The sequence below is a fragment of the Kitasatospora sp. NPDC047058 genome, from assembly GCF_040643935.1.
In the GTDB taxonomy this organism is placed as follows: Bacteria; Actinomycetota; Actinomycetes; order Streptomycetales; family Streptomycetaceae; genus Kitasatospora.
This window is the reverse complement of the sequence record NZ_JBEYVJ010000030.1, coordinates 14137-34154: the sequence shown is the minus strand read 5'-3', so window position 1 is coordinate 34154 and position 20018 is coordinate 14137. Positions and strand designations below refer to the sequence as shown.

General features: G+C 75.4%; 18 protein-coding genes and 1 pseudogene. 12 read left to right on the top strand and 7 right to left on the bottom strand.

What is annotated here, in order from left to right:
• Positions 1-98 precede the first annotated feature (98 nt).
• Complete coding sequence (locus ABZ885_RS07260; protein WP_360184366.1) at positions 99-875, bottom strand: aspartate/glutamate racemase family protein; 777 nt, start codon at positions 873-875, stop codon at positions 99-101.
• A gap of 57 nt (positions 876-932) precedes the next feature.
• Here ABZ885_RS07260 and ABZ885_RS07255 point away from each other — a divergent pair, with 57 nt between their 5' ends.
• Both ABZ885_RS07255 and ABZ885_RS07250 read left to right on the top strand, forming a co-directional pair.
• Positions 933-2072: a glycosyltransferase gene (locus ABZ885_RS07255; protein WP_360184364.1), complete on the top strand. Its 1140-nt coding sequence runs from the start codon at positions 933-935 to the stop codon at positions 2070-2072.
• 24 nt (positions 2073-2096) lie between these two features.
• Positions 2097-2846, top strand: a complete 750-nt coding sequence (locus ABZ885_RS07250; RefSeq protein WP_360184362.1) for a class I SAM-dependent methyltransferase — start codon at positions 2097-2099, stop codon at positions 2844-2846.
• A gap of 312 nt (positions 2847-3158) precedes the next feature.
• Here the strand turns inward: ABZ885_RS07250 and ABZ885_RS07245 are convergent, their stop codons facing one another.
• Positions 3159-3842, bottom strand: coding sequence for a thiol:disulfide interchange protein DsbA/DsbL (locus ABZ885_RS07245; protein ID WP_360184359.1), 684 nt, complete (start codon positions 3840-3842; stop codon positions 3159-3161).
• 198 nt (positions 3843-4040) lie between these two features.
• Positions 4041-4943, bottom strand: coding sequence for a slipin family protein (locus tag ABZ885_RS07240; RefSeq protein ID WP_360184357.1), 903 nt, complete (start codon positions 4941-4943; stop codon positions 4041-4043).
• Between the two features lie 432 nt (positions 4944-5375).
• Here ABZ885_RS07240 and ABZ885_RS07235 point away from each other — a divergent pair, with 432 nt between their 5' ends.
• The 6 genes and pseudogenes from ABZ885_RS07235 (at position 5376) to ABZ885_RS07210 (ending at position 12600) form a co-directional block, all read left to right on the top strand.
• Positions 5376-6506, top strand: a complete 1131-nt coding sequence (locus ABZ885_RS07235; RefSeq protein ID WP_360184354.1) for a glycosyltransferase family 4 protein — start codon at positions 5376-5378, stop codon at positions 6504-6506.
• Between the two features lie 194 nt (positions 6507-6700).
• Positions 6701-7162, top strand: a complete 462-nt coding sequence (mscL, locus tag ABZ885_RS07230; protein ID WP_360184351.1) for a large conductance mechanosensitive channel protein MscL — start codon at positions 6701-6703, stop codon at positions 7160-7162.
• 394 nt (positions 7163-7556) lie between these two features.
• A pseudogene (locus tag ABZ885_RS07225) lies at positions 7557-7832 on the top strand (DUF6643 family protein); the annotation flags it as partial.
• Positions 7833-8586: 754 nt separating this feature from the next.
• Complete coding sequence (locus ABZ885_RS07220; protein ID WP_360184349.1) at positions 8587-9465, top strand: MOSC N-terminal beta barrel domain-containing protein; 879 nt, start codon at positions 8587-8589, stop codon at positions 9463-9465.
• 272 nt (positions 9466-9737) lie between these two features.
• Positions 9738-12167 carry a right-handed parallel beta-helix repeat-containing protein gene (locus ABZ885_RS07215; protein WP_360184346.1) on the top strand — a complete coding sequence of 810 codons (2430 nt, stop codon included), beginning with the start codon at positions 9738-9740 and terminating at the stop codon, positions 12165-12167.
• Positions 12168-12237: 70 nt separating this feature from the next.
• The gene (locus tag ABZ885_RS07210) at positions 12238-12600 is read left to right on the top strand and encodes a DUF6191 domain-containing protein (protein WP_360184343.1); all 363 of its coding nucleotides are present in this window, start codon (positions 12238-12240) and stop codon (positions 12598-12600) included.
• Here ABZ885_RS07210 and ABZ885_RS07205 read toward each other — a convergent pair.
• Complete coding sequence (locus tag ABZ885_RS07205; RefSeq protein WP_360184340.1) at positions 12556-13146, bottom strand: TetR/AcrR family transcriptional regulator; 591 nt, start codon at positions 13144-13146, stop codon at positions 12556-12558. The two genes, ABZ885_RS07210 and ABZ885_RS07205, sit on opposite strands and share 45 nt — an antisense overlap.
• Before the next feature lie 164 nt (positions 13147-13310).
• Between ABZ885_RS07205 and ABZ885_RS07200 the strand changes: the two genes are divergently transcribed.
• A complete protein-coding gene (locus ABZ885_RS07200) occupies positions 13311-13757 on the top strand; it encodes a DUF4267 domain-containing protein (RefSeq protein WP_360184339.1) in 447 nt (148 codons plus the stop codon).
• Positions 13758-13916: 159 nt separating this feature from the next.
• Here the strand turns inward: ABZ885_RS07200 and ABZ885_RS07195 are convergent, their stop codons facing one another.
• Both ABZ885_RS07195 and ABZ885_RS07190 read right to left on the bottom strand, forming a co-directional pair.
• Entirely contained in the window at positions 13917-15035 is a 1119-nt protein-coding gene (locus tag ABZ885_RS07195; RefSeq protein WP_360184337.1) for a PLP-dependent cysteine synthase family protein, read from the bottom strand.
• A 150-nt stretch (positions 15036-15185) separates the two neighbouring features.
• On the bottom strand, positions 15186-16364 hold the full coding sequence (locus tag ABZ885_RS07190; protein WP_360184396.1) for an ROK family protein: 1179 nt from the start codon (positions 16362-16364) through the stop codon (positions 15186-15188).
• A gap of 161 nt (positions 16365-16525) precedes the next feature.
• On the opposite strand from ABZ885_RS07190, the gene ABZ885_RS07185 reads away from it, so the two are divergent.
• The 3 genes from ABZ885_RS07185 to ABZ885_RS07175 all read left to right on the top strand — a co-directional run bounded on the left by ABZ885_RS07185 (position 16526) and on the right by ABZ885_RS07175 (position 18873).
• Positions 16526-17758 (top strand): MFS transporter, encoded by a 1233-nt coding sequence (locus ABZ885_RS07185; RefSeq protein WP_360184334.1) that lies wholly within the window; start codon positions 16526-16528, stop codon positions 17756-17758.
• A gap of 340 nt (positions 17759-18098) precedes the next feature.
• A complete protein-coding gene (locus ABZ885_RS07180; RefSeq protein ID WP_360184332.1) occupies positions 18099-18224 on the top strand; it encodes a hypothetical protein in 126 nt (41 codons plus the stop codon).
• A 31-nt stretch (positions 18225-18255) separates the two neighbouring features.
• The gene (locus tag ABZ885_RS07175) at positions 18256-18873 is read left to right on the top strand and encodes a HutD family protein (protein WP_360184329.1); all 618 of its coding nucleotides are present in this window, start codon (positions 18256-18258) and stop codon (positions 18871-18873) included.
• A gap of 127 nt (positions 18874-19000) precedes the next feature.
• Here ABZ885_RS07175 and ABZ885_RS07170 read toward each other — a convergent pair whose 3' ends face one another.
• Entirely contained in the window at positions 19001-19969 is a 969-nt protein-coding gene (locus ABZ885_RS07170) for an alpha/beta fold hydrolase (RefSeq protein ID WP_360184326.1), read from the bottom strand.
• Positions 19970-20018 lie beyond the last annotated feature (49 nt).

The following is a 20018-nucleotide window of genomic DNA, read 5'->3' as shown; positions in this document are numbered from 1 at the left end:
CACCAGAAGTCGGCCCCGCCGACTTCCTACGCGGGCACCGCGCGTGCAGGCACTGAGAGCGAAGCCCTACCGACCCACCTCGGGCGGCAGGGGGTGGGTCAGGCGGCTGGGGTGGGGGTGGGGAGGGTGCGGCCCTGGGGGTAGAGGAGGGCTGCGGGCGGGAACGCCGCGGGGGTGCCGGCGTGGAGGACGGTGAGGGTGGCGTCGCCCGTGCGGCCGGGGTCGGCGACGCGCCGCAGGGCCTGGGCGGCGACCGCGTCGGCGGAGCCGTGCAGGGTGAGGTGCGGGGCGGCGACGGGGGCGACGGCCTCGCGGATGCGGTCGCCGACCAGCTCGTAGTGGGTGCAGCCGAGGACGATGGCCGCCGTGCCGGCCGGCGTCCGGGCGGCCGCGTCGGCGATGGCCGCGTCGATGGCCGCGTCGTCGCCGTGCTCGACGGCGTCCGCCAGGCCGGGGCACGCGACCTCGGTGACGGCGGCCGGGCCGGCGAAGTCGCGGATCAGCCCGCGCTGGTAGTCGCTCCCCGTGGTGGCCGGGGTGGCCCAGATGGCGACCGGTCCGCCGAGCGCGGCGGCCGGCTTGATCGCCGGCACGGTCCCGATGACCGGCAGCGCGGGCTCGAGCTCGGCGCGCAGGGTGGCGAGCGCGTGGACCGAGGCCGTGTTGCAGGCGACGACCAGGGCGTCCGGTTCGAGTGCGGCCGCCGCCCGCGCGCAGCCCAGGGCGAGTTCGGTGACCTCCTCGGGCGTGCGCGGGCCCCAGGGCATGGAGACGGGGTTGGAGGAGAGCACCAGGTCGACGTCCGGCCGGAGACTCCGCAGGGCGGCAGCGGCGGCCAGCAGGCCGATTCCCGAGTCCATCAGTGCGATCTTCACAGGGCAAGACTTTAGTCGATGCCCCGCCCCCGGCCCGGGGTGCGGCAGACTGCCCGGGTGACCGTCCTGCTGTGGATCACCGTGCTCTCCCTGCTGGTCTGGCTCTGGCTGGCCTGCTGCCACGGGCTGTTCTGGCGCACCGACGTCCGGCTCCCCGTCCGCCGTCCGCCGACCCGCTGGCCGCAGGTCGTCGTCGTGGTGCCGGCCCGGGACGAGGCCGAGGTGCTGCCGGTGAGCCTGCCGTCCCTGCTGGCGCAGAAGTACCCCGGGCGGGCCCGGGTGGTGCTGGTGGACGACCACAGCTCGGACGGCACCGGCGCGCTCGCGGCCGCGCTCGCCACGCCCGACGGCCTGGAGCTGACCGTCACCACCCCTCCCCCGCTGCCGCCGGGCTGGACCGGCAAGCTGTGGGCGCTGCGGCACGGCGTGGAGCTGGCCGGTCCGGACGCCGAGTACCTGCTGCTCACCGACGCGGACATCGCGCACGGCCCGGACTCGCTGGCCGAGCTGGTGGCCGCCGCCGAGAGTAACCGGCTGGACCTGGTCTCGCAGATGGCCCGGCTCCGGGTGGAGACCGGCTGGGAGCGGCTGGTCGTGCCGGCCTTCGTCTACTTCTTCGCCCAGCTGTACCCGTTCCGCCGCAGCAACCGGCCCGGTGCCCGGACGGCCGCGGCGGCGGGCGGCTGCTCGCTGGTGCGGCGGGAGACGCTGGAGCGGATCGGCGGGGTGGCGGCGATCCGGGGTGCGGTGATCGACGACGTGTCGCTGGCCCGGGCGGTGAAGGCGGCCGGCGGCCGGACCTGGCTGGGGCTGGCCGAGCAGGTGGACAGCGTCCGCCCGTACCCGCGTCTGGCGCAGCTCTGGCGGATGGTCTCCCGCAGCGCGTACGCCCAGCTGCGGCACTCGGTGCCGTTGCTGGCCGGGACGGTGGCCGGTCTGGCGCTGGTGTACCTGGTGCCGCCGGTGGCGACGGTGGCCGGCCTGGCCGCCGCGCGCTGGCCGGTGGCCGCGGCGGGCGGCGCGGCCTGGGCGCTGATGGCCGGGACGTTCGTGCCGATGCTGCGCTACTACCGGCAGCCGGCGGCGGCCGCGCTGCTGCTGCCGTTCACGGCGGCGCTGTACCTGCTGATGACGGTGGACTCGGCGGTGCAGCACTGGCGCGGCCGCGGGGCCGCGTGGAAAGGCCGGACGTACTGAGCCCGGCTGGTCCACACTGTCCGAATGGACCGTCAGACGATCTCGCGCCTCGCCCATGCCCACCACCCGATCGCGGCACCGGTCACCGACGAGTCGGTGGCCCGGCTGCTGTCCCGGGCGACCGCACACACCGAGGCCGGCCGGGCCCTGGACCTCGGCTGCGGCGAGGGCGGCTGGCTGGTCCGGGCGCTGGCGGCGCGGCCGAGCTGGCGGGCGGTCGGGGTGGACCTCGACGCCGCGGCACTGACCCGGGCCCGGGAGACGGCCACGGCCCTCGGCCTGGAGCGGCGGCTCGGCCTGCACCACCTGGACGCCCGGGAGTTCAAGGCCACCGAGCCGTTCGACCTGGTGCTGAACGTCGGCGCGACGCACGCCTTCGGCGGCCTGCTGCCGACCCTGGCGGCCGCCCGCGAGCACCTGACGCCCGGTGGTGCGGTGCTGGTGGGCGAGGGCTTCTGGGAGCGCGAGCCCGACCGGGCGGCGCTGGACGGCCTGGGCGCCACCGGGGACGACTACGCCGACCTGGCGACCACCACCGACCGGGTGATCGCGGACGGCTGGACGCCGGTGTACGGGTACGTCAGCAGCCTCCAGGAGTGGGACGACTACGAGTTCTCCTGGACGGGTTCGCTGGCGGCCTGGGCGCTGGACCACCCGGAGCACCCGGACGCGGCAGCGGCGCGCGAGGCCGCGGACCGGCACCGTTCGGAGTGGCTGCACGGCTACCGGGGCACGCTCGGCTTCGTCACCTACCTGCTGCGTCGCAGCCGGTAACCGGGAGCCGGTACCACCGGCCGGTGGGGGCGGTCACGCGGTGGCCGCCCCCACTGCCGCAGCCGCTCCAGAGCCGGGCCGGTGCCGACGACGACGAGCCGCGCCCTCGGGTCGTCCAGCCGCCGGACCGCACCCTTGCCGCGGGCATGCGGATCGCGTCGGCCGGCGCGCGGACCGGTTCACGCGAACCCCGGAGCGGCTGTCGTCCGGTGGTGGCCGTCGCGCTCGCCGAGGAGCTGCGCGCCGGTACCGAGGAGTGGGCCCCCGCCACGCCGGGGTTCGGTTCCCCGGCCGGCGGGATCGGGCCCGTGGTCAGTCCCGGGCCTGACGGGGGTGGCGCTGCTGCTCCTGCGCCACCATCTGGTCCATGGCCGCGGGCATCGCCTCGACGCCGCCGGCCTTGGTCGGCGTGGTGCGGGCGTCGTCCTGGACGATCACGGTGGGCAGTTCGTTGATCCGGTACCGGATGAACTGCTGGGCGGCGTCGTCGACGGCCCGGCGCACCTCGTCGGAGCGGTAGGCGTCCCGGAACGCGTTCGGGTCGACGCCCTGGTGCAGCGCCCAGTCGGTGGCGGTGTCCTCGGTGGTGAGGTCCTGGTCGTTGGAGTGGATCGCGCGGAAGGCGCTGGTCTGCAGGCGCTCGACCAGGCCGAGGCGCTCCAGCGTGTAGTAGAGGTGCGCGTGCCCGCGTTGCACGGCCTCCTCGCGGCTGCCCGGCCAGATCGCGGGCACCCGGCGCAGCTCGACGTCGGCGCGGTGCTTCTCGGCCCAGGCCTGGAGCGGCTGCTCCAGTTGCTGGGAGTGGCCGCAGTCGTACCAGAAGAACTCGACCGCCTCGGTGCGGGTGTTCTCCTGCACCGGCAGGACGTGGTCGAGGCGGACGGACTGGGGGGCCTCGGTGGACGGTTGGGCGGTGGCTGCGCCGGCCTGGACGGGGGTTGCGGCGATCCCGGCGGCGACGGCGAGCAGGACGGTGGACCTCAGCAGCGAATTCACAACGGGCAGTGTGGCCATGACGGACCGTCATCGGCTACTCGCCCCGGGGCGGCCGCGCCGGGATTCGCCCGATCGGCGCAGCCCGACAACGACCCACCCCGGCAACGACCACCCGGCCACCACTACCCGGCGCGGCCACGACCGCGATCTCGGCCCGGGGCGGGAGGCCCCGGGCCGGGAGGCGGACCCGGCGCTGCGTCACTCGGCGCGCGGCGCGTGCTCCGGGCGCGGCGGGATCACCGCGGACGCGGCGGCGGGCGCGGCCTTGGCGAGCGCGGGCGGTTCCCCGGCCGACTCGGTGGATTGCGGAGCGGTCGCCGCCTGGCCGGCGCCCGCCGCCGGGGCGGTGCCGCCCTTCGGCGTGGCGCCCTCGAAGAAGCGGAGCAGTTCGACCGGGAACGGCAGCACCAGCGTGGAGTTCTTCTCCGCCGCCACCTCGACGACCGTCTGGAGCAGGCGCAGCTGGAGCGCCGACGGCGAGCTGTCCATCATCGCCGCCGCCTGGGCGAGCTTCTCGGCCGCCTGGTACTCGCCGTCGGCGGTGATGATGCGGGCGCGCCGCTCGCGGTCGGCCTCGGCCTGCCGGGCCATCGAGCGCTTCATCGAGTCGGGCAGCGCCACGTCCTTGATCTCGACCCGGTCGATCTGCACGCCCCAGCCGACGGCCGGCGTCTCCAGCATCAGTTCCAGGCCGCGGTGCAGGTTCTCCCGGCCGGACAGCAGGTCGTCGAGCTCGCTCTTGCCGATGATCGAGCGCAGCGAGGTCTGCGCGACCTGCGACATGGCGAAGGTGTAGTTCTGCACGTCGACGGTGGCGAGCACCGGGTCCATCACCCGGAAGTAGACGACCGCGTCGACCCGCACCGAGACGTTGTCCCGGGTGATGCCCTCCTGCGCGGGCACCGGCATGGTGATGACCTGCACGTTCACCTTGCGCATCCGGTCGACGAGCGGGAGCAGCAGGGTGGGGCCGGGCTGGCGCACCTGTCCGTGCACCCGGCCCAGCCGGAAGACCACGCCCCGCTCGTACTGCTGCACCACCCGCACCCCGGTGGCGAGCCAAAGGATTCCCAGGGCCGCGAGGCCCGCGAGTACCACCATGTCGGTGACCTTTCCCCGTGCCGGTGCACCCGGGCGGAGTCCCTGCTGGCTCCGTCGTACGGGTGCAACCGCGCAGGGAAGTATGCGCCTGTGCCGCGCCGGTTCCCAGGGGGAGGGCGGATCTTGACGGGTTGTTGGCGCCGGTACGGGGCCGGGCGCCGGCCGGCTCCGGGACCGGACCTCGGTGAAGAGGGCCTGCCGGGCGTCGGCGGGCAGGCAGGAAGGCAGGCAGCCAGGCCCCGCCCCCGCCGGCTGCGCCGGGGTACGCGCCCCGCCGCGCTCCCCCGGCCGCCCCGGGGGCGGGGCAGCTCGTGTCCGATTCCGCTGGCGGGCGGCGGGCGCCACCTGCGATGCTGAGCGGCAGTCAGGGCGCCGGCCGGCACGGGAGGCCAGCCGCGCCCGGGAGGGCGGGGGCCTGTGCATGTGCTCTATGTGATCGACGACGTGGGCCGGGCCGGTGGGGCCGCGCAGGGGCTGGTGGCGATGGCCCCCCAACTGGTGCGGGCCGGCGTCAGGTTGGACGTCGCGTACCTCAGGGAATCGCCCGGCGGGTTCCAGCCGGAGCTGACCGGCGCCGGGGCCGACGTGTTCGGCGTGGGCCGGGCCACCCGGGCGCGGACCGCCGCCGCACTGCGCCGCATGGTCCGGGAGCGCCGGCCCGACCTCGTCCACACCACGCTGTACGAGTCCGACGTGCTCGGCCGGGCCGCCGCCTTCGCGGCCCGGACGCCGGTGGTCTCCAGCCTGGTGGACCCGGCGTACGGCCCCGGGCACCTCGGCGCGCGCGGCGCCGGCCCGTGGAAGGTGCGCGCCGCGCAGGCCGTGGACGCCGCCACCGCCCAGGGCACCCGGCGCTTCCACGCGCTGAGCCGGTACGTGGCCGGCGCGATGGCGCAGCGGCTCCGGGTGCCGCGGGAGCGGATCGACGTCGTCCCGCGCGGGCGCGACCCGGAGGTGCTGGGCACCGTCACGCCGGACCGGCGGGCCGCCGTCCGGGCCGCGCTCGGCCTGCCGCAGGACGTCCCCGTGGTGCTCGCGGCGGCGCGCCACGAGTACCGGAAGGGCCTGGACGTGCTGCTGGAGGCCTGGCCCGGGGTGCTGCGCGCCGCGCCGGAGGCGGTGCTGCTGCTGGCCGGCGGCGAGGGCGGCGAGACGCCGCGGCTGACCGCGCTCGCCCGGGCCGCCGGAAGCGTGCGCCTCCTCGGGCCGCGCGACGACGTCTTCGACCTGATGGCCGCCTCGGACGCGTTGGCCGTGCCGTCCCGCTGGGAGGGGTTCGGCAGCGCGGCGATGGAGGGGATGGGCGTCGGCGTGCCGCTGGTCTGCGCGGACGTGCCGGCCCTGCGGGAAACGGTCGGTTCGGAGGACTACGCGCGGCTGGTGCCGCCGGAGCGGCCGGCCGAGCTCGCGGCGGCGCTCACCGACACGCTGGAGGACCGGTCCGCGGCCCGGATGCGGGCGAAGGCGGCGCGCGCCCGGTTCCTGACGGCGTTCACGCTGCACCAGGTGTCCGGCCGGATGGTGGAGTTCTACGAGCGCTCGCTGCGGCTGCGCCGGGTCTGACGGGAGCCGCCCGCCGCCGCGGGGCCCGGATCCGGCCGTACGCGGAGCGCCTGCGCGCCGTCCGGCCGGGCCGGGACCCGGTTACGCGGTTCGGGTGAACGCGGTTGGACCGCGGGTACCGCCGGTCGGCAGGATGTCCGGCCGGGGCCCGCGGTCCCATCCCACCCTCCCCCGAACGGATTTGGAGTCACCCGGTGCTCAAGGGATTCCGCAGCTTCCTGCTGCGCGGAAACGTCGTCGACCTCGCGGTCGGCATCGTCATCGGTGCCGCCTTCACCGCCGTCGTCACCGGGTTCGTGACCGCCTTCCTCACCCCGCTCGTCGGGGTCGCGACCGGTGCGGTCGGCGACTTCACCCAGAAGACCTTCTCGGTGGCCGGCACCCGGTTCCCGTACGGCGTGTTCGTGAACGCGCTGATCGGCTTCGTGCTGGTGGCCGCGGTCATCTACTTCGTCGTGGTGGTGCCGGTCGGCAAGCTGCAGGCGCGGCTCGACGGCGCCAAGCCCGCGCCGGCCGCCAAGGCGGACTGCCCGGAGTGCCTGAGCCCGATCCCGGCGGCCGCGGTGCGCTGCTCCTTCTGCACCTCCGAGGTGGCCGGCCGGCCGGGCTTCCCGGCGCAGACCGCCGCGTCGCCCCGGCCCGTCGAGGCCCGCTGAGGCCCGCACCTGCCGGGGCCCGCGCAGCGGCGCTCCGAGAGCCGCACTTCGGGCCCCTGACCTGCGCTCACGGGAAATTTATCCCCGAAACATTCACGAGCCCCCGCCGGTCCGCCGACGGGGGCTCGAATGCGCCAGCGCACGCCCCGCCCGCAAAAGTTTCTTCGCCGGGCCCCGGACCGTCCACCGGCCCGTCACCGCACCAGCCTTCGGTGGTCCCGTCCGGGTGCCGTTCGAGCCCGGCACCCGGCCCGGAGCTGGCCTGAACTCGCCGTCAAAATGTCCGTTCTTACGACTTTCGAAACCTTTGTGCGAGCGAAGACTGTGTAAACACTCGAACTGCTCGGCCTCCCACTCTCCTCAGCAGCCGCATTGTGGGCTTACCGTATGCCCCATGACCTCGCCCCGCTCCTACGACGGAGTCGGCTACCCCTCTCCGTCCTTTTCCTCCGGCACGCCCATCTACGACTCCCTCGTCGCAGAACGCGGTGTCCCGCAGATCGCGCCCATCAACGTGCCGGCCGCCCTGCCGCCGGCGCTGTCCACCGGTTACGGATCCGGCCTCGGCCAGTCCTACGACAACAACCGGTACGGCGGTGGGTACGACACCCCCGGCAGCAACCTCCCCGCGCTGCCGCCCGCCCGTCTCGCCCTGGGCCCCGGCCCGAGCAGCGGTCCCTCCGCCGGCCCCGCCACCGCGTACATCCCGGCGCAGCCCGCGCCGGCGTACGCCGCCGCGCCCCAGCCGCCCGTCCCCGGCTACGGCGGCCCGCAGCCGTACCTCGCCGCCCCGCGGGCACAGGCCCCCGCCCCGGGCTTCGCCCAGGCCACCGGCGGCTACCAGCCCTCCGGCGGCCAGAGCTTCGGCGGGCAGAACACCTTCGTCGGCGCCGGACAGGGCGGCCAGCAGACCTTCGGCGCGCAGCCGCTGGGCGGCCCGGCCTCCTTCGGCGGCCAGCAGCCGGCCGGCCAGGCCAACGGCGGCCCGCAGAGCTTCGGCGGGCAGCAGTCGTTCGGCGGCCAGCAGTCCTTCGCCGGGGGCTCCCCGTCCGGCGCCGGATTCCCCGGCCAGGGCGACCAGAGCTTCGGCGGCACCCACCTGCGCCCGGCCGTCTCCCCCGTCGCGCCGGTCCGCCCGATGCAGCCGCAGCGTCCGGGCGGGTACGGCGAGCCCGGCCAGTTCCAGCAGGGCTACCAGCCGCAGGGCCAGGCCTACTGAACACCCCGGGCCGGCCCCATCCGGCCCGAACCCGCACCACCTGAGCACCACCCGGCGCCCCCGCGCCGGGCGTACGGAGAAACGGGTCATCCACGGACCGCCCGGACCGCCCCCACGGCGTCCGGGCGGTCCGTGCGCGTACGGGCCCGGTACCGCCGGGAGGACGGGGTGCCGGCACATGCGCACCGCCTGGCAGGATGGGATCATGCTGCTCACCGGACTCCACCTCTATCCCGTCAAGTCGATGTACCGCCTGAGCCCCGCCGACGCGCGGGTCGAACCGTGGGGCCTGCACGGCGACCGCCGCTGGATGCTGGCCGACGCCACCGGACGGTTCGTCAGCCAGCGTGAGAACGCCGCACTCGGCCAGATCCGCGCCGAGCTCGCCGACGACGGCACGCTCACCCTCACCGCGCCCGACGGCTCCCGCACGGCCGTCCCGGCACCTTCCGTCGCCGCCGGCGACCCGCTCGTCGACGTCGAGGTCTGGGGCACCCGCTTCCGCGCCGCCGAAGCGGCCAAGGAGGCCCACCTCTGGATCGCCGAACACCTCGGCGACTACCGCCTGGTGCACCTGGACGACCCGCGCGCCCGGCCGGCCGACCCGGACTTCTCCGCGCCCGGCGACACCGTCTCGATGGCCGACGGGTTCCCGCTGCTGCTCGCCTCCACCTCCTCGCTGGCCCGGCTCAACGAGCTGATCGCCGAGGAGAACCCGCAGGGCCACGAGACCCTGCCGATGGAACGTTTCCGCCCCAACGTGGTGGTCGACGGCGCCGAGCCGTGGGCCGAGGACGGCTGGCGCCGGATCCGGATCGGCGAGCTGACCTTCCGGGTGGTCAAGCCCTGCGGTCGGTGCGTGATCACCACCACCGACCAGGAGACCGGCGAGCGGCGCGGCAAGGAGCCGCTGCGCACCCTCGCCAAGCACCACCGGCTGCTGAAGAAGGCCGCGTTCGGGCAGAACCTGATCCCCGAGCGCCCGGCCGGGGCCGAGGGCGACGTGCTCGGGACGCTCCGCGTCGGCGACGAGGTCGAGGTGCTGGAGGACGGCGCGCACTGGCCGGCCGGCGAACTCGTCTGAACCGGCGGAGCGGCGCAGGCGGACGCAGCACCGGCGGAGCGGCACGGGCCGACGCGGCACCGGCGGCCCCACCCGGCGGCGCCGCGTCCGGAACTGCGACTGTGCGCGCTCGTTGAAGCTTGTGGTGAAGACGAAACGGTCCCCGGCCCCGCCCGCCGCCGGGCGGCCGGACCACCCGCGCGGGCGCGCTACGGTGGGCGGACGGCCCGCGCACCCCCGCGCGTACGGCCCGTTGATCGCCGGCTCGACGAAGGTGGGGACGACAGACCGTCATGGCTGAGCACAGGGTCCGGGTCACCCAGGACAGCGCATCCCGCTGGCGGCGCCGCGCCGGCGAGTACGACACCCTCGCGGAGGCCCTCGCGGCCGCCGAACCGGGCGACACGGTGACCCTGCGACCGGGCACCTACCGGGAGAACGTGGTGCTGGACAAGCCGGTCACCGTCGTCCCGGCGCACGGCCCCGGCACGGTCCGGATCGACCCGCCGAGCGGCGTGCCGCTGACCGTCACCGCCGCGGCCGTCGTCCGCGACCTGGTGATCGAGGGCAGCGACAGCTCCGTCCCGGCCGTGCTGGTCACCGGCCCGGACGCGACCCCCGCGCTCAGCGGCTGCCGGGTGGAGACCCGCTCGGCCACCGGCCTGGAGGTCTCCGGCGGTGCCCGGCCCACCCTGCGCGGCTGCGTGGTCGCCAACCCGGCCGGACTGGGCCTGCGGCTGCGCGGCGAGGGCACCGCGGCCGCCTTCGACGACTGTGAGGTCACCGCCGCCGGGCAGGCCGGGCTGGCCGTCCTCGCCGGCGCCACCGCCGCCCTCGAACGCTGTCGGATCCACCACGCGTCCGGCGCCGGCGTGCTGCTCACCGACCCGGGCAGCGCCGCCGAACTGACCGGCTGCGAGATCTACGAGATCCGCGGCAGCGGCGTACAGGCCGAGGCGCAGGCCGGCGGGCGGCTGGTCGACTGCGACATCCACCGCGTCACCGGCAACGGCCTGACCCTGGACGGCGAGGCCGAACTGGTGCTGACCGGCTGCCGGGTGCACGACCTGCCGGAGAACGGCGCCGACCTGCGCGGCCGGGCCCGGCTCAGCCTCGTCAACAGCACCGTGCGGGACTTCGGGCGCGGCGCACTCTCGGTCTGGGACCAGGGCACCGAGGCCACCGCCGAGTCCTGCGAACTGCACGGCTCCTCCGGCGAGTACCCGGCGCTCTGGGTCAGCGACGGCGCCCGGCTCACCCTCACCGACTGCTCGCTGCACGACCTGCCGGACGCGCTCTTCGTCCTCGACCGCGACTCCGCCGCCACCGCCGAGGGCTGCTCGTTCAGCCGGATCCGCAGCTCCGCCGTCTCGGTCAGCGGCGGCGCCGGGGTGACCCTCAGCCGCTGCCGCGTCCAGGAGGCCGGCACCGGGCTCTGGTTCCGCGACCACGGCAGCGGCGGGCTGCTCACCGACTGCGAGATCTCCGACGTGGCCACCGGGGTGATCGTCACCAAGGGCGCCGACCCGGTGGTGCGCGACTGCACCGTCCGGGCCAGCTCGGACGCCGGGGTGTACGTCTCCGCGCAGGGCCGCGGCACCTTCGAGGACTGCCGGGTCTCGCACGGCAAGGGTTTCGGCTTCCACATCATCGACGGCTGCCGCACCGTGCTGACCCGCTGCCGCGCGGAGCAGAACGAACGGGCCGGGTTCGAGTTCTCCGAGCCCGGACCGGTGGTCGAGGCCTGCACCTCGGACGACGTGGTGCCGGCCACCGCCGCGCCCGAGCTGCCCGCCCCGCGCGCCGCCCGGCCGAGCACGCCCCCGGTGCCGCTGACCGCCGCCGCGGTGGCGGTGGCGGCCGCCGCCGCACCGGCCACGGCGGCGATCGGGCCGATCCCGGACTGCCGGCCCGCCGACGAGGCGCTCGCCGAACTCGACGCGCTGGTCGGCCTGGCCACCGTCAAGCAGGAGGTCCGCACGCTGATCGACCTGATCTCGGTCGGCCGGCGCCGCCGCCAGGCCGGGCTCAAGGCCCCCTCGCTCCGCCGCCACCTGGTCTTCACCGGCGCCCCCGGCACCGGCAAGACCACCGTCGCCCGGCTCTACGGCGAGATCCTGGCCTCGCTCGGGGTGCTGCAGCGCGGCCACCTGGTCGAAGTGGCCCGGGTCGACCTGGTCGGCGAGCACATCGGCTCCACCGCGATCCGCACCGCCGCCGCCTTCGACCGGGCCCGCGGCGGGGTCCTCTTCATCGACGAGGCGTACGCGCTCGCGCCCGAGGACGGCGCCCGCGACTTCGGGCGGGAGGCGATCGACACCCTGGTCAAGCTGATGGAGGACCACCGGGACGAGGTCGTCGTCATCGTGGCCGGCTACACCGCCGAGATGGAACGCTTCCTCTCCGCCAACCCCGGTGTCTCGTCCCGTTTCTCACGCACCGTCACGTTCTCCGACTACACCGCGGACGAGCTGCTGGAGATCGCCCGCGCCCAGTGCGCCGAGCACGAGTACGCGCTGGCCGAGGCCACCGAGGGCGCGCTGCTGGAGCACTTCGCCTCGCTGGAGCGCGGGCCCAACTTCGGCAACGGGCGCACCGCGCGGCAGGTCTTCGAGACGATGGTCGAGCGGCACGCGATGCGGGTCGCCCAGCTGGCCGAACCGTCCACCGAGGAGCTCCAGTTGCTCGTGCCCGCCGACCTGCCGGGCGCCCGGCTGCCGTGACGCCCTCGGCGTGACGCCCTCGGCCCGACCGGCGGGGAACCCGCTGACGGCCGGCGTCCGTTGAGGCGGTATGGGCATGCTTCTCGGTGGCGCGGCGGGCGGGCTGTTGGTGCCGGCCGCTCTGGTCGTGGTGTTCTTCCTCGGCGGCGTCGCCCGTCGGCTGCTCGCCCGGCCGGGACCGGCGGGCTCCCGGCCGGGCCTGCACCCGGAGGCCGGCCGGGCGGGCGCGACCGCCACCGAGGAACTGCACGCGCTGCTCTACCCGGGCAAGCGCGTGCAGTTGGAGCAGCGCCGGATCGAGCTGGTGCTGCGGGACGACGAGCACGACGGCGCACCGAAGCGGACCGGCGTCGACCTCGCCGCCGGCACGGCGGTGCTGCGCCGGCCGTCAGTACGCCCGGGCCTCGTCCCCGAGCATCCGCTCGACCAGTAGCGCCAGCCGCTGCTGTGCGTAGTCCGGGCGCAGGCGGCCGCTCCGCGCGAGGGTGACCAGCCCGTGCAGGGCCGCCCAGACCATTTCGGCGAAGGGCTCCGGGTCCTCCGCGCCGGCGACCTCGGCGATCGGGCCGGCCAGTGCGGCGAAGGCCTGCTTCAGCGGGGCGGGTGAGTCCGGCAGTCCGAACGGCAGGTCCGTCGCGAGGGTGAACATCGCGTCGTAGAGCGCCGGGCTGGCCGCCCCGAAGGCGAGGTAGGCGTCCGCCACCGCGGTGAAGGCCTCGACCGGGCCGTCGGCCTTGCGGACCACCGCCCGCAGCTCGGCGGCCAGCACCGAGAAGCCCTCCAGGGCGACGGCGGCCACGATCGCGTCCTTGTTGGCGAAGTGGCTGTAGAGCACGGGCTGGCTGTACTCGATCCGCTCGGCCAGCCGGCGGGTCGTCACCGCCTCCCAGCCCTCGGCCTCGGCCAGCTCGCGGGCGGTCCTGATGATCAGCTGATGCCGTTCGGCGCGTTCGCGCTCGCGGCGCTCCTGGATGGACATGGAAGGAATCCTAGCAGCGCTAGACAACGAAGCAATGACCGCGCTAACGTCGTTTCAGTTCCTAGCGGCGCTAGCAAACGGTGCGGCGCAAGCCGCGTTCAGCACACCCGTGCGCACGGCACCGGTGTCCAGACCGCACCGGTTCACCACAAGGGGGATCCACCATGTCCAGCACCACCGCCACCACCGCCACCACCGCCACCGGCAGCCGCGCCCACACCCTGCGCGCGCGGACGGCCACCGTCCTCGCCGTCCTGCTCGCCCTCGGCATCGGCTACGTCGGGATCGGCTACATGTTCACCCCGGACAGCATGGCCTCGGCGTTCGGTCTGCCCGAGTGGCCGCACGGCGGCGCCGCCGCCTTCTTCGACACCAAGGGCATCCGCGACCTCGCCTCCGGCATCGCCGTCCTCGTGCTGCTGGCCGCCGGCCACCGCCGCGCCGTCGGCCTGCTGCTCCTGGTCGACGCGCTCGTCCCGCTGGACGACGCGGTCAACATCCTGAGCCACCACGGACGGGCGGCCGCCGCCTACGGCATCCACGGCGCCACGGCCGTCGTGGTCGCACTGACCGGCCTCCTGATCCTCACCGAGCGCCGGCCCGCCGCCTGAACGGCCCGTCCGGAACGGCCCCGGTCCGCACCACCGCCGATCCGCAACAGCCCCGATCCACAACGCCCCGGCCCGGAAGGCGCCCGGGGCCCGGGCCCGGACAGCCGGCCGGCCTCCGGGCTCCCGGCCTCCGGGCTCCCGGCCTCCGGGCTCCCGGCGTCAGCCCGACCAGGCGCCGCCGGCCAGGAAGGACTCCAGCCGGGCCCGGTACGGCGCGATGTCGATCCGCTCGCCGGCCAGCCAGTCGTCCGAGTAGTACTTGTCCAGATAGCGGTCGCCCGGGTCGCAGATCAGGGTGACCACGCTGCCGCGTTCCCCCGCCGCCCGCATCTGGGCGACGATCTTCAGCGCACCCCACAGGCCCGTCCCGGTGGAGGCGCCGGCCTTCTTGCCGAGCACGTCCTCCAGCACCCGCACGGCGGCGATCGAGGCGGCGTCCGGGACCTTCATCATCCGGTCGATCGCCCCGGGCACGAAGCTCGGCTCCATCCGCGGCCGGCCGATCCCCTCGATCCGCGAGCCGCTCTCGCAGACCGCGTCCGGGTCGTGCCCGACCCAGCCGTCGAAGAAGCAGGAGTTCTCCGGGTCGGCGACACAGATCCGGGTGTCGTACTGCATGTAGTGCACGTACCGGGCGATGGTCGCCGAGGTGCCGCCCGTCCCGGCGGTGGCCACGATCCAGGCCGGCTCCGGATGCGGCTCCAGGCGCAGCTGGGCGAACATCGACTCGGCGATGTTGTTGTTGCCGCGCCAGTCGGTGGCCCGCTCGGCGTAGGTGAACTGGTCCATGTAGTGGCCGCCGGTCTCCTCGGCGAGCCGGGCGGAGGCCTCGTACACCTCGTCCGAGCGCTCGACCAGGTGGCACTCGCCGCCGTGGAACTGGATCAGGTCGATCTTCGCCTGGCTGGTGGACTTGGCCATCACGGCGATGAACGGCACGCCGACGAGCTGCGCGAAGTACGCCTCGGAGACGGCGGTGGAGCCGCTGGACGCCTCGATCACCGGCTTGCCGGGGCGGATCCAGCCGTTGCAGAGCCCGTACAGGAAGAGCGAGCGGGCCAGCCGGTGCTTGAGCGAGCCGGTCGGGTGGGTCGACTCGTCCTTGAGGTAGAGGTCGATGCCCCAGTCGGCGGGGAGCGGGAAGCGGAGCAGGTGGGTGTCGGCGGAGCGGTTGGCGTCGGCCTGGACCTTGCGCACCGCCTCCTTGAGCCAGCTGCGGTAGGCCGCGTCGGAGCGGTCCACGTCGTCGGTCCGCTCGGCACTCGGCTGGGCGCCCATGGTCACTCTCCTCGCTCGACCCCCCTGCTGCTCACTACGAGTGTAGGAGAGTCACGATAAGTGACGGTTTTCGCAGCCCCAGGTTCCGCTTATCGCGCCCCCGGCACCGACTCCCCCACCCGCCGCCGGGCACCGCCCCAGGCACCCCGCTCAGCCCACCGCGACCGACTGCGGGTCCGCGAGGTACGGCCGCCAGGCCAGCTCCGCCGCCCCGGTCAGCGCGCTGTGGCCCAGCTCGGCGCCCACGATCGGCACCCGGCCGCTGCGCCCCCAGAGGCAGCGCTCGGCGACCACCGCGCGCAGCCGGTCGGGCGCGGCCTCCAGCAGGTCGCGGTGGAGGCCGCTGAGCACCACCCGGTCGGGGTTGAGGATGTTGGCCACGCCGGCCAGCCCCAGGCCGAGCCGGTCGACGACGTGCCCGACGGCGGTCCTGGCCCGCTCGTCGGTGGAGGCGGCGAGGCAGAGTTCGCGGGCCTGGTCGAGCAGCGGCCGGTCCGGGTCGGGGGTGAGCCCGGCGGCGGCGAACAGCGCGTCCGGGTCGGTCTCGGCGTTGAGGCAGCCCCGGTTGCCGCACTGGCAGGGCCGGCCCTGCGGGTCCACGGTGAGGTGGCCGACCTCCAGGGCGAGCCCGGCGCTGCCGGTGTGCAGCCGGCCGTCGATCACCAGTGCACCGCCGACGCCCCGGTGGCCGGAGGTGACCAGCAGCAGGTGGCGGGCGCCGCGGCCGGCGCCGTGCCGGTACTCGGCGAGCGCGGCCAGGTTGGCGTCGTTGGCGATGGCGGTGGGCAGCGGGTCGAGTGCACGCGGCCCGTTGTCGGCACGGCCGACCTCGACGTCGTACAGGTCCGCGACGGGGGTCCCACTGGGCCAGGCGAAGTGCAGGGCGGCGAGCGCGGCGCCGTCCGGTTCGGTGACCGGGTTGGGCAGGGCGAGCGCGGCACCGAGGCAGCGGCGGCTGCTGTGGCGGGCCAGCTCGGCACCGGCCTCGGCGACGGCGCGCAGCATCCGGACCGGATCGGTGGCGGCGGGCAGCGGGCGGTGCACCGGGGGGTCGAGCAGTCCGCCCAGGCCGGCCAGGGCGACGCTCAGCCCGTCGGCGTGGATCTGGCCGGCGATCACCACCGGGCCTTCGGGATCGATGGCCAGCCGGTGCGAGGGCCGGCCGCGGCCGCCGCCCGCCGGGCGGGAGTCGACGGTGATCAGGCCGAGCGCCTCCAGCTCCGCGGTGACCGCGCCGGCGGTGGCCCGGGTGACGTCCAGCGCGCGGGTGAGCGCGGAGCGGGTCGGGGTCTGGCCGGTGTGGATCAGGGAGAGCGCGGGACCGAGCAGCGTCCGGCCGCGGTCGGGGGCCGCGCGGCGGGCGGAGTCGCGCTGCGCGTCGTGGTCGGCCTCGACGCCGGGCCGCGGGCCGGCGGGCTTCCGGCCGGGGGCCTGCGGGCCGGCGGGCTTCGGACTTGAGGGAGTGAGCTGCACGCCCCTATTGTGACTTTGTGCCGCTTCGAAACAAAATCCGTTCCCATGCCCACGCCGACCGGCCGTCCACCCAGTCTCGCAGCACACCCGCCGTCCCCGACACTCCCTGGAGCGCCGCCCGCCTCGCGCTCACCGCCTTCTTCGCCGTCGACGGCTTCCTCTTCGCCGCCTGGGTCGTCCGGATCCCGGACATCCGCAGCCAGGTCAGCGCCTCGCACAGCGCGCTCGGCCTGGCGCTGCTCTGCGTCTCGGCCGGCGCCGTCGCCACCATGCCGATGGTCGGCCGGCTCTGCCTGCGCTACGGCTCGCGGCCGGTGACCGTCGGCTCGCTCGCCCTGCTCAGCCTCGCCGTCCCGCTGCCCGCGCACACCCACTCGGTGGCGGCGCTCGGCGGCGTCCTGCTGCTCTTCGGCGCGGGGTACGGCGGGGCCAACGTCGCCATGAACAGCGCCGCCGTCGACCTGGTCGCCCAGCTGCGGCGCCCGGTGATGCCCAGCTTCCACGCCGGGTACAGCCTCGGCGGCCTGCTCGGTGCGGGCGCCGGCGGCCTCCTCGCCACCACCCTCACCACCGCCTGGGCGCTCGCCCTCGGCGGCCTGATCGGACTGGGCGTCACCGTGGTCGCGGGCGTCGTCCTGCTCCGGGGGCCGGCGGCGCCGGCGGTCGTGCCGGACCGCACCGCCGCCCCGCCCTCGGGGACGGCCCGGCTGCCGCACGCCCGGCTGCTCGTGCTGCTGCTCGGCCTCACCGCCTTCTGCACCGCGTACGGTGAGGGCGCCATCGCCGACTGGACCACCCTGCACCTCACCGACGACGTCCACGCCACGGCCGGCGCGGCCGCCGCCGGGTACGCGGCGTACGCCTTCGCGATGACCAGCGGCCGGGTCGCCGGCACCTGGCTCTCCATCCGGCTCGGACAGACCCGGCTGATGCTCCTCGGCGGCCTCACCGCCGCGGCCGGCATGCTGCTCGCCGCGCTCGCGCCCGCGGTGCCGCTCGCCCTGGCCGGCCTCGTGCTGGTCGGGCTCGGCCTGGCCAACCTGTTCCCGCTCGCCATCGCCCGGGCCGGCGCCGCCGGCGGCCCGCAGGGCGTCGCCCTCGCCTCCACCCTCGGCTACGGCGGCATGCTGATCGGCCCGCCCGTGATCGGCTTCCTCGCCGACGCCGCGAGCCTCCCACTCGCCCTCACCACCGTCGCCGCGGCCGCCGGCGTCGCCGCCCTGCTCCCCCTCACCGCCCGGGGGCGTTGAGGGGACGGCGATCTGCCGTCCGTTCGCCCGCCGCACCGTGCGCGGCGTACGACCACTCGTCCGCACGGGCGCAGCGGCGACGGCCCCGGCCGTCGCCGCTGGAAATCCCGTCGAACCTCCCACCACCCCGCCCTACGCAGACGCCGTGGACGCGGAGCCCGGTACCGCCTGATCGGCGAGGACGACGACGAACTCTGGGCGTACGCCCGGGACGCCACCGGCCTGTTCCGTCCGCTGCCCGGCCTCTGGCGTTCGCTCGGCCCGGCCGGCCGGGCTCACCGACGCCCCACCCGGAACGCGGCTGGAACCTCGACGCGCTGGACGACTGCCTGTACGGCCGTTGGGGCGCCGGCACCCCGTTCACCCTCCGCTGGTCGCACTCCGCACTCACCGGGCCCGCCTCGCCCGCTTCCCCACCGTGCTGGAGATCCTCCGCGAGCACCGGGTCGAGGTCGACCTGCGCTGACCGCCGCACGCTCCCGTGGCAGGATGCCGCCATGACGACCAGTGGGCGGATCCAGGTACTGCGGGCGGCCGAGCGGCCGGCCACTCCGTGGCTCAACGGGGGCGGGGTGACCAGGGAGGTGGCCGGGTCCCCGGCCGGGGCGGGGCTGGACGCCTTCGACTGGCGGGTCAGCCTCGCGGACGTGGCCTCCGAGGGGCCGTTCTCGGTGTTCGCCGGGATCGACCGGGTGATCACCGTGGTGGACGGCGCCGGCATGGCGCTGACCGTCGACGGGGCCGAGCACCGCATCGACGAGCCGTTCCGCCCGTTCGCGTTCTCCGGCGACGCGGCCACGGACTGCCGGCTGCTCGGCGGCCCGGTGGTCGACTTCAACGTGATGACCCGGCGCGGCCGCACGACCGCCGACCTCGCCCTGGCCACCGCACCCCGGACCGTGGACGTCCCGGCCGGAGGTACGGTCCTCGTGCTCTGCCTCGCCGGCGCCGCCGAACTCACCGGCGCCGCCGACCCCGACACGGCCGCATCCGCCCGCACGGCCGCATCCGCCGCTACGACGCTCGACCGCTTCGACGCCGCCCTCCTGGACGGCCCCGGCGGCCCGTACCGGCTGCGGCCCGACGGCGTGACCGCCGTCGTCACCTTCCGCTGACGCACCGCTGCACAGGAAGTCGGACGGGCGACTTCCTGTGCAGCAACCCTCTCAACCCTTCTGCAGCAACGCTTCGGCAGCAACGCTCCGCAGCCGCGCGGGGCCGGCTACCGCGAGCGGGCTCGGGTCAGCCGCAGTACACCGGCGTCGCGTGCGCGGGGTCGAGCGCGTTGGTGACCAGGTGCAGCCCGGTCGGCGAGAAGGCGATCGCCACGTGCTCGGCGAGCGAGACCGGGCAGTGGTCCTGCAGCACCACGTTGTCCACGTTCGGACCGCTGAGGAACTGGGTGCGGTACGGCGTGACCACCTCGTCGTACACGGTCGCGATCACCGTGTAGCGCACGCCCGGCACGGTGTCCGGCAGGGTGGCCATCTTCTGGTTGAACGCGGAGCCGACCGCCTGGTCCCGGCAGGCCTTGCAGGCGGTGTAGATCAGGTCCGCCACCCCGGGGAAGTACGGCGCCAGGTTGGTGATGCCGTCGAGCGTGGTCCCGTGGTTGGACGGCGCCAGTCCGACGACCCTGCCGACCTTGGCCGCGCCCCCGAGGAACTTCAGGTAGTAGTTCGGGAGCATGCCGCCCTGCGAGTGGCCGACCAGGTCGACCTTGGCCGCGCCGGTCGCCGTCCGCACCAGGTCCACGAAGCGGCCGAGTTGGGCGGCCGACTCGTCGATCGGTCCGAGCCCGCCGATCGGCAGCAGCAGGCCGCTGCCGGAGGAGGTGATGCCCGGCACCATGCCGTAGTCGAGGGCGAAGACGCAGTAGCCCTCGCTCTTCAGCAGCGGTGAGAGCGCCAGCCAGTTCTCGTAGCGGTTGGCGAAGGTGCCGTGCACCAGGACCACCGGGTCGGGGTGGGCGGCCGTGGGCCGGCAGGACCAGTCGTTGGCCCCGGGCGGCGAGGCCACCTGGTCACCGTCCGGCGGGAGTTGGGCCGCCGGGGCGGACGCGGTGGGGGTCGCGTCCGCGCCGTCGGCCGCGTACGCGGCACCGGCCGGGCCGCCCGCGAGCAGGGCCCCGGCGAGCAGGGCCGAACCGAGGGCGCCGATCAGCCGGCGGCGTACCGGTCTTGCGGCGCAGCGGAGAAGTGGGGTTCTCAACTGTTGCCTCCATGGCGGAAGTTTGTTACCAACAGGTAACCCGAGTGCC

Bases quoted from the DNA above. Each gene is read 5' to 3' on its own strand.
- ABZ885_RS07210 (WP_360184343.1), top strand. From the start codon at position 12,238: ATGGGCATGCTTCTCGGTGGCGCGGCGGGCGGGCTGTTGGTGCCGGCC.
- ABZ885_RS07175 (WP_360184329.1), top strand. From the start codon at position 18,256: ATGACGACCAGTGGGCGGATCCAGGTACTGCGGGCGGCCGAGCGGCCG.
- ABZ885_RS07205 (WP_360184340.1), bottom strand. From the start codon at position 13,146: ATGTCCATCCAGGAGCGCCGCGAGCGCGAACGCGCCGAACGGCATCAG.
- ABZ885_RS07240 (WP_360184357.1), bottom strand. From the start codon at position 4,943: ATGGTGGTACTCGCGGGCCTCGCGGCCCTGGGAATCCTTTGGCTCGCC.
- ABZ885_RS07220 (WP_360184349.1), top strand. From the start codon at position 8,587: ATGCTGCTCACCGGACTCCACCTCTATCCCGTCAAGTCGATGTACCGC.
- ABZ885_RS07215 (WP_360184346.1), top strand. From the start codon at position 9,738: ATGGCTGAGCACAGGGTCCGGGTCACCCAGGACAGCGCATCCCGCTGG.
- ABZ885_RS07250 (WP_360184362.1), top strand. From the start codon at position 2,097: ATGGACCGTCAGACGATCTCGCGCCTCGCCCATGCCCACCACCCGATC.
- ABZ885_RS07195 (WP_360184337.1), bottom strand. From the start codon at position 15,035: ATGGGCGCCCAGCCGAGTGCCGAGCGGACCGACGACGTGGACCGCTCC.
- ABZ885_RS07200 (WP_360184339.1), top strand. From the start codon at position 13,311: ATGTCCAGCACCACCGCCACCACCGCCACCACCGCCACCGGCAGCCGC.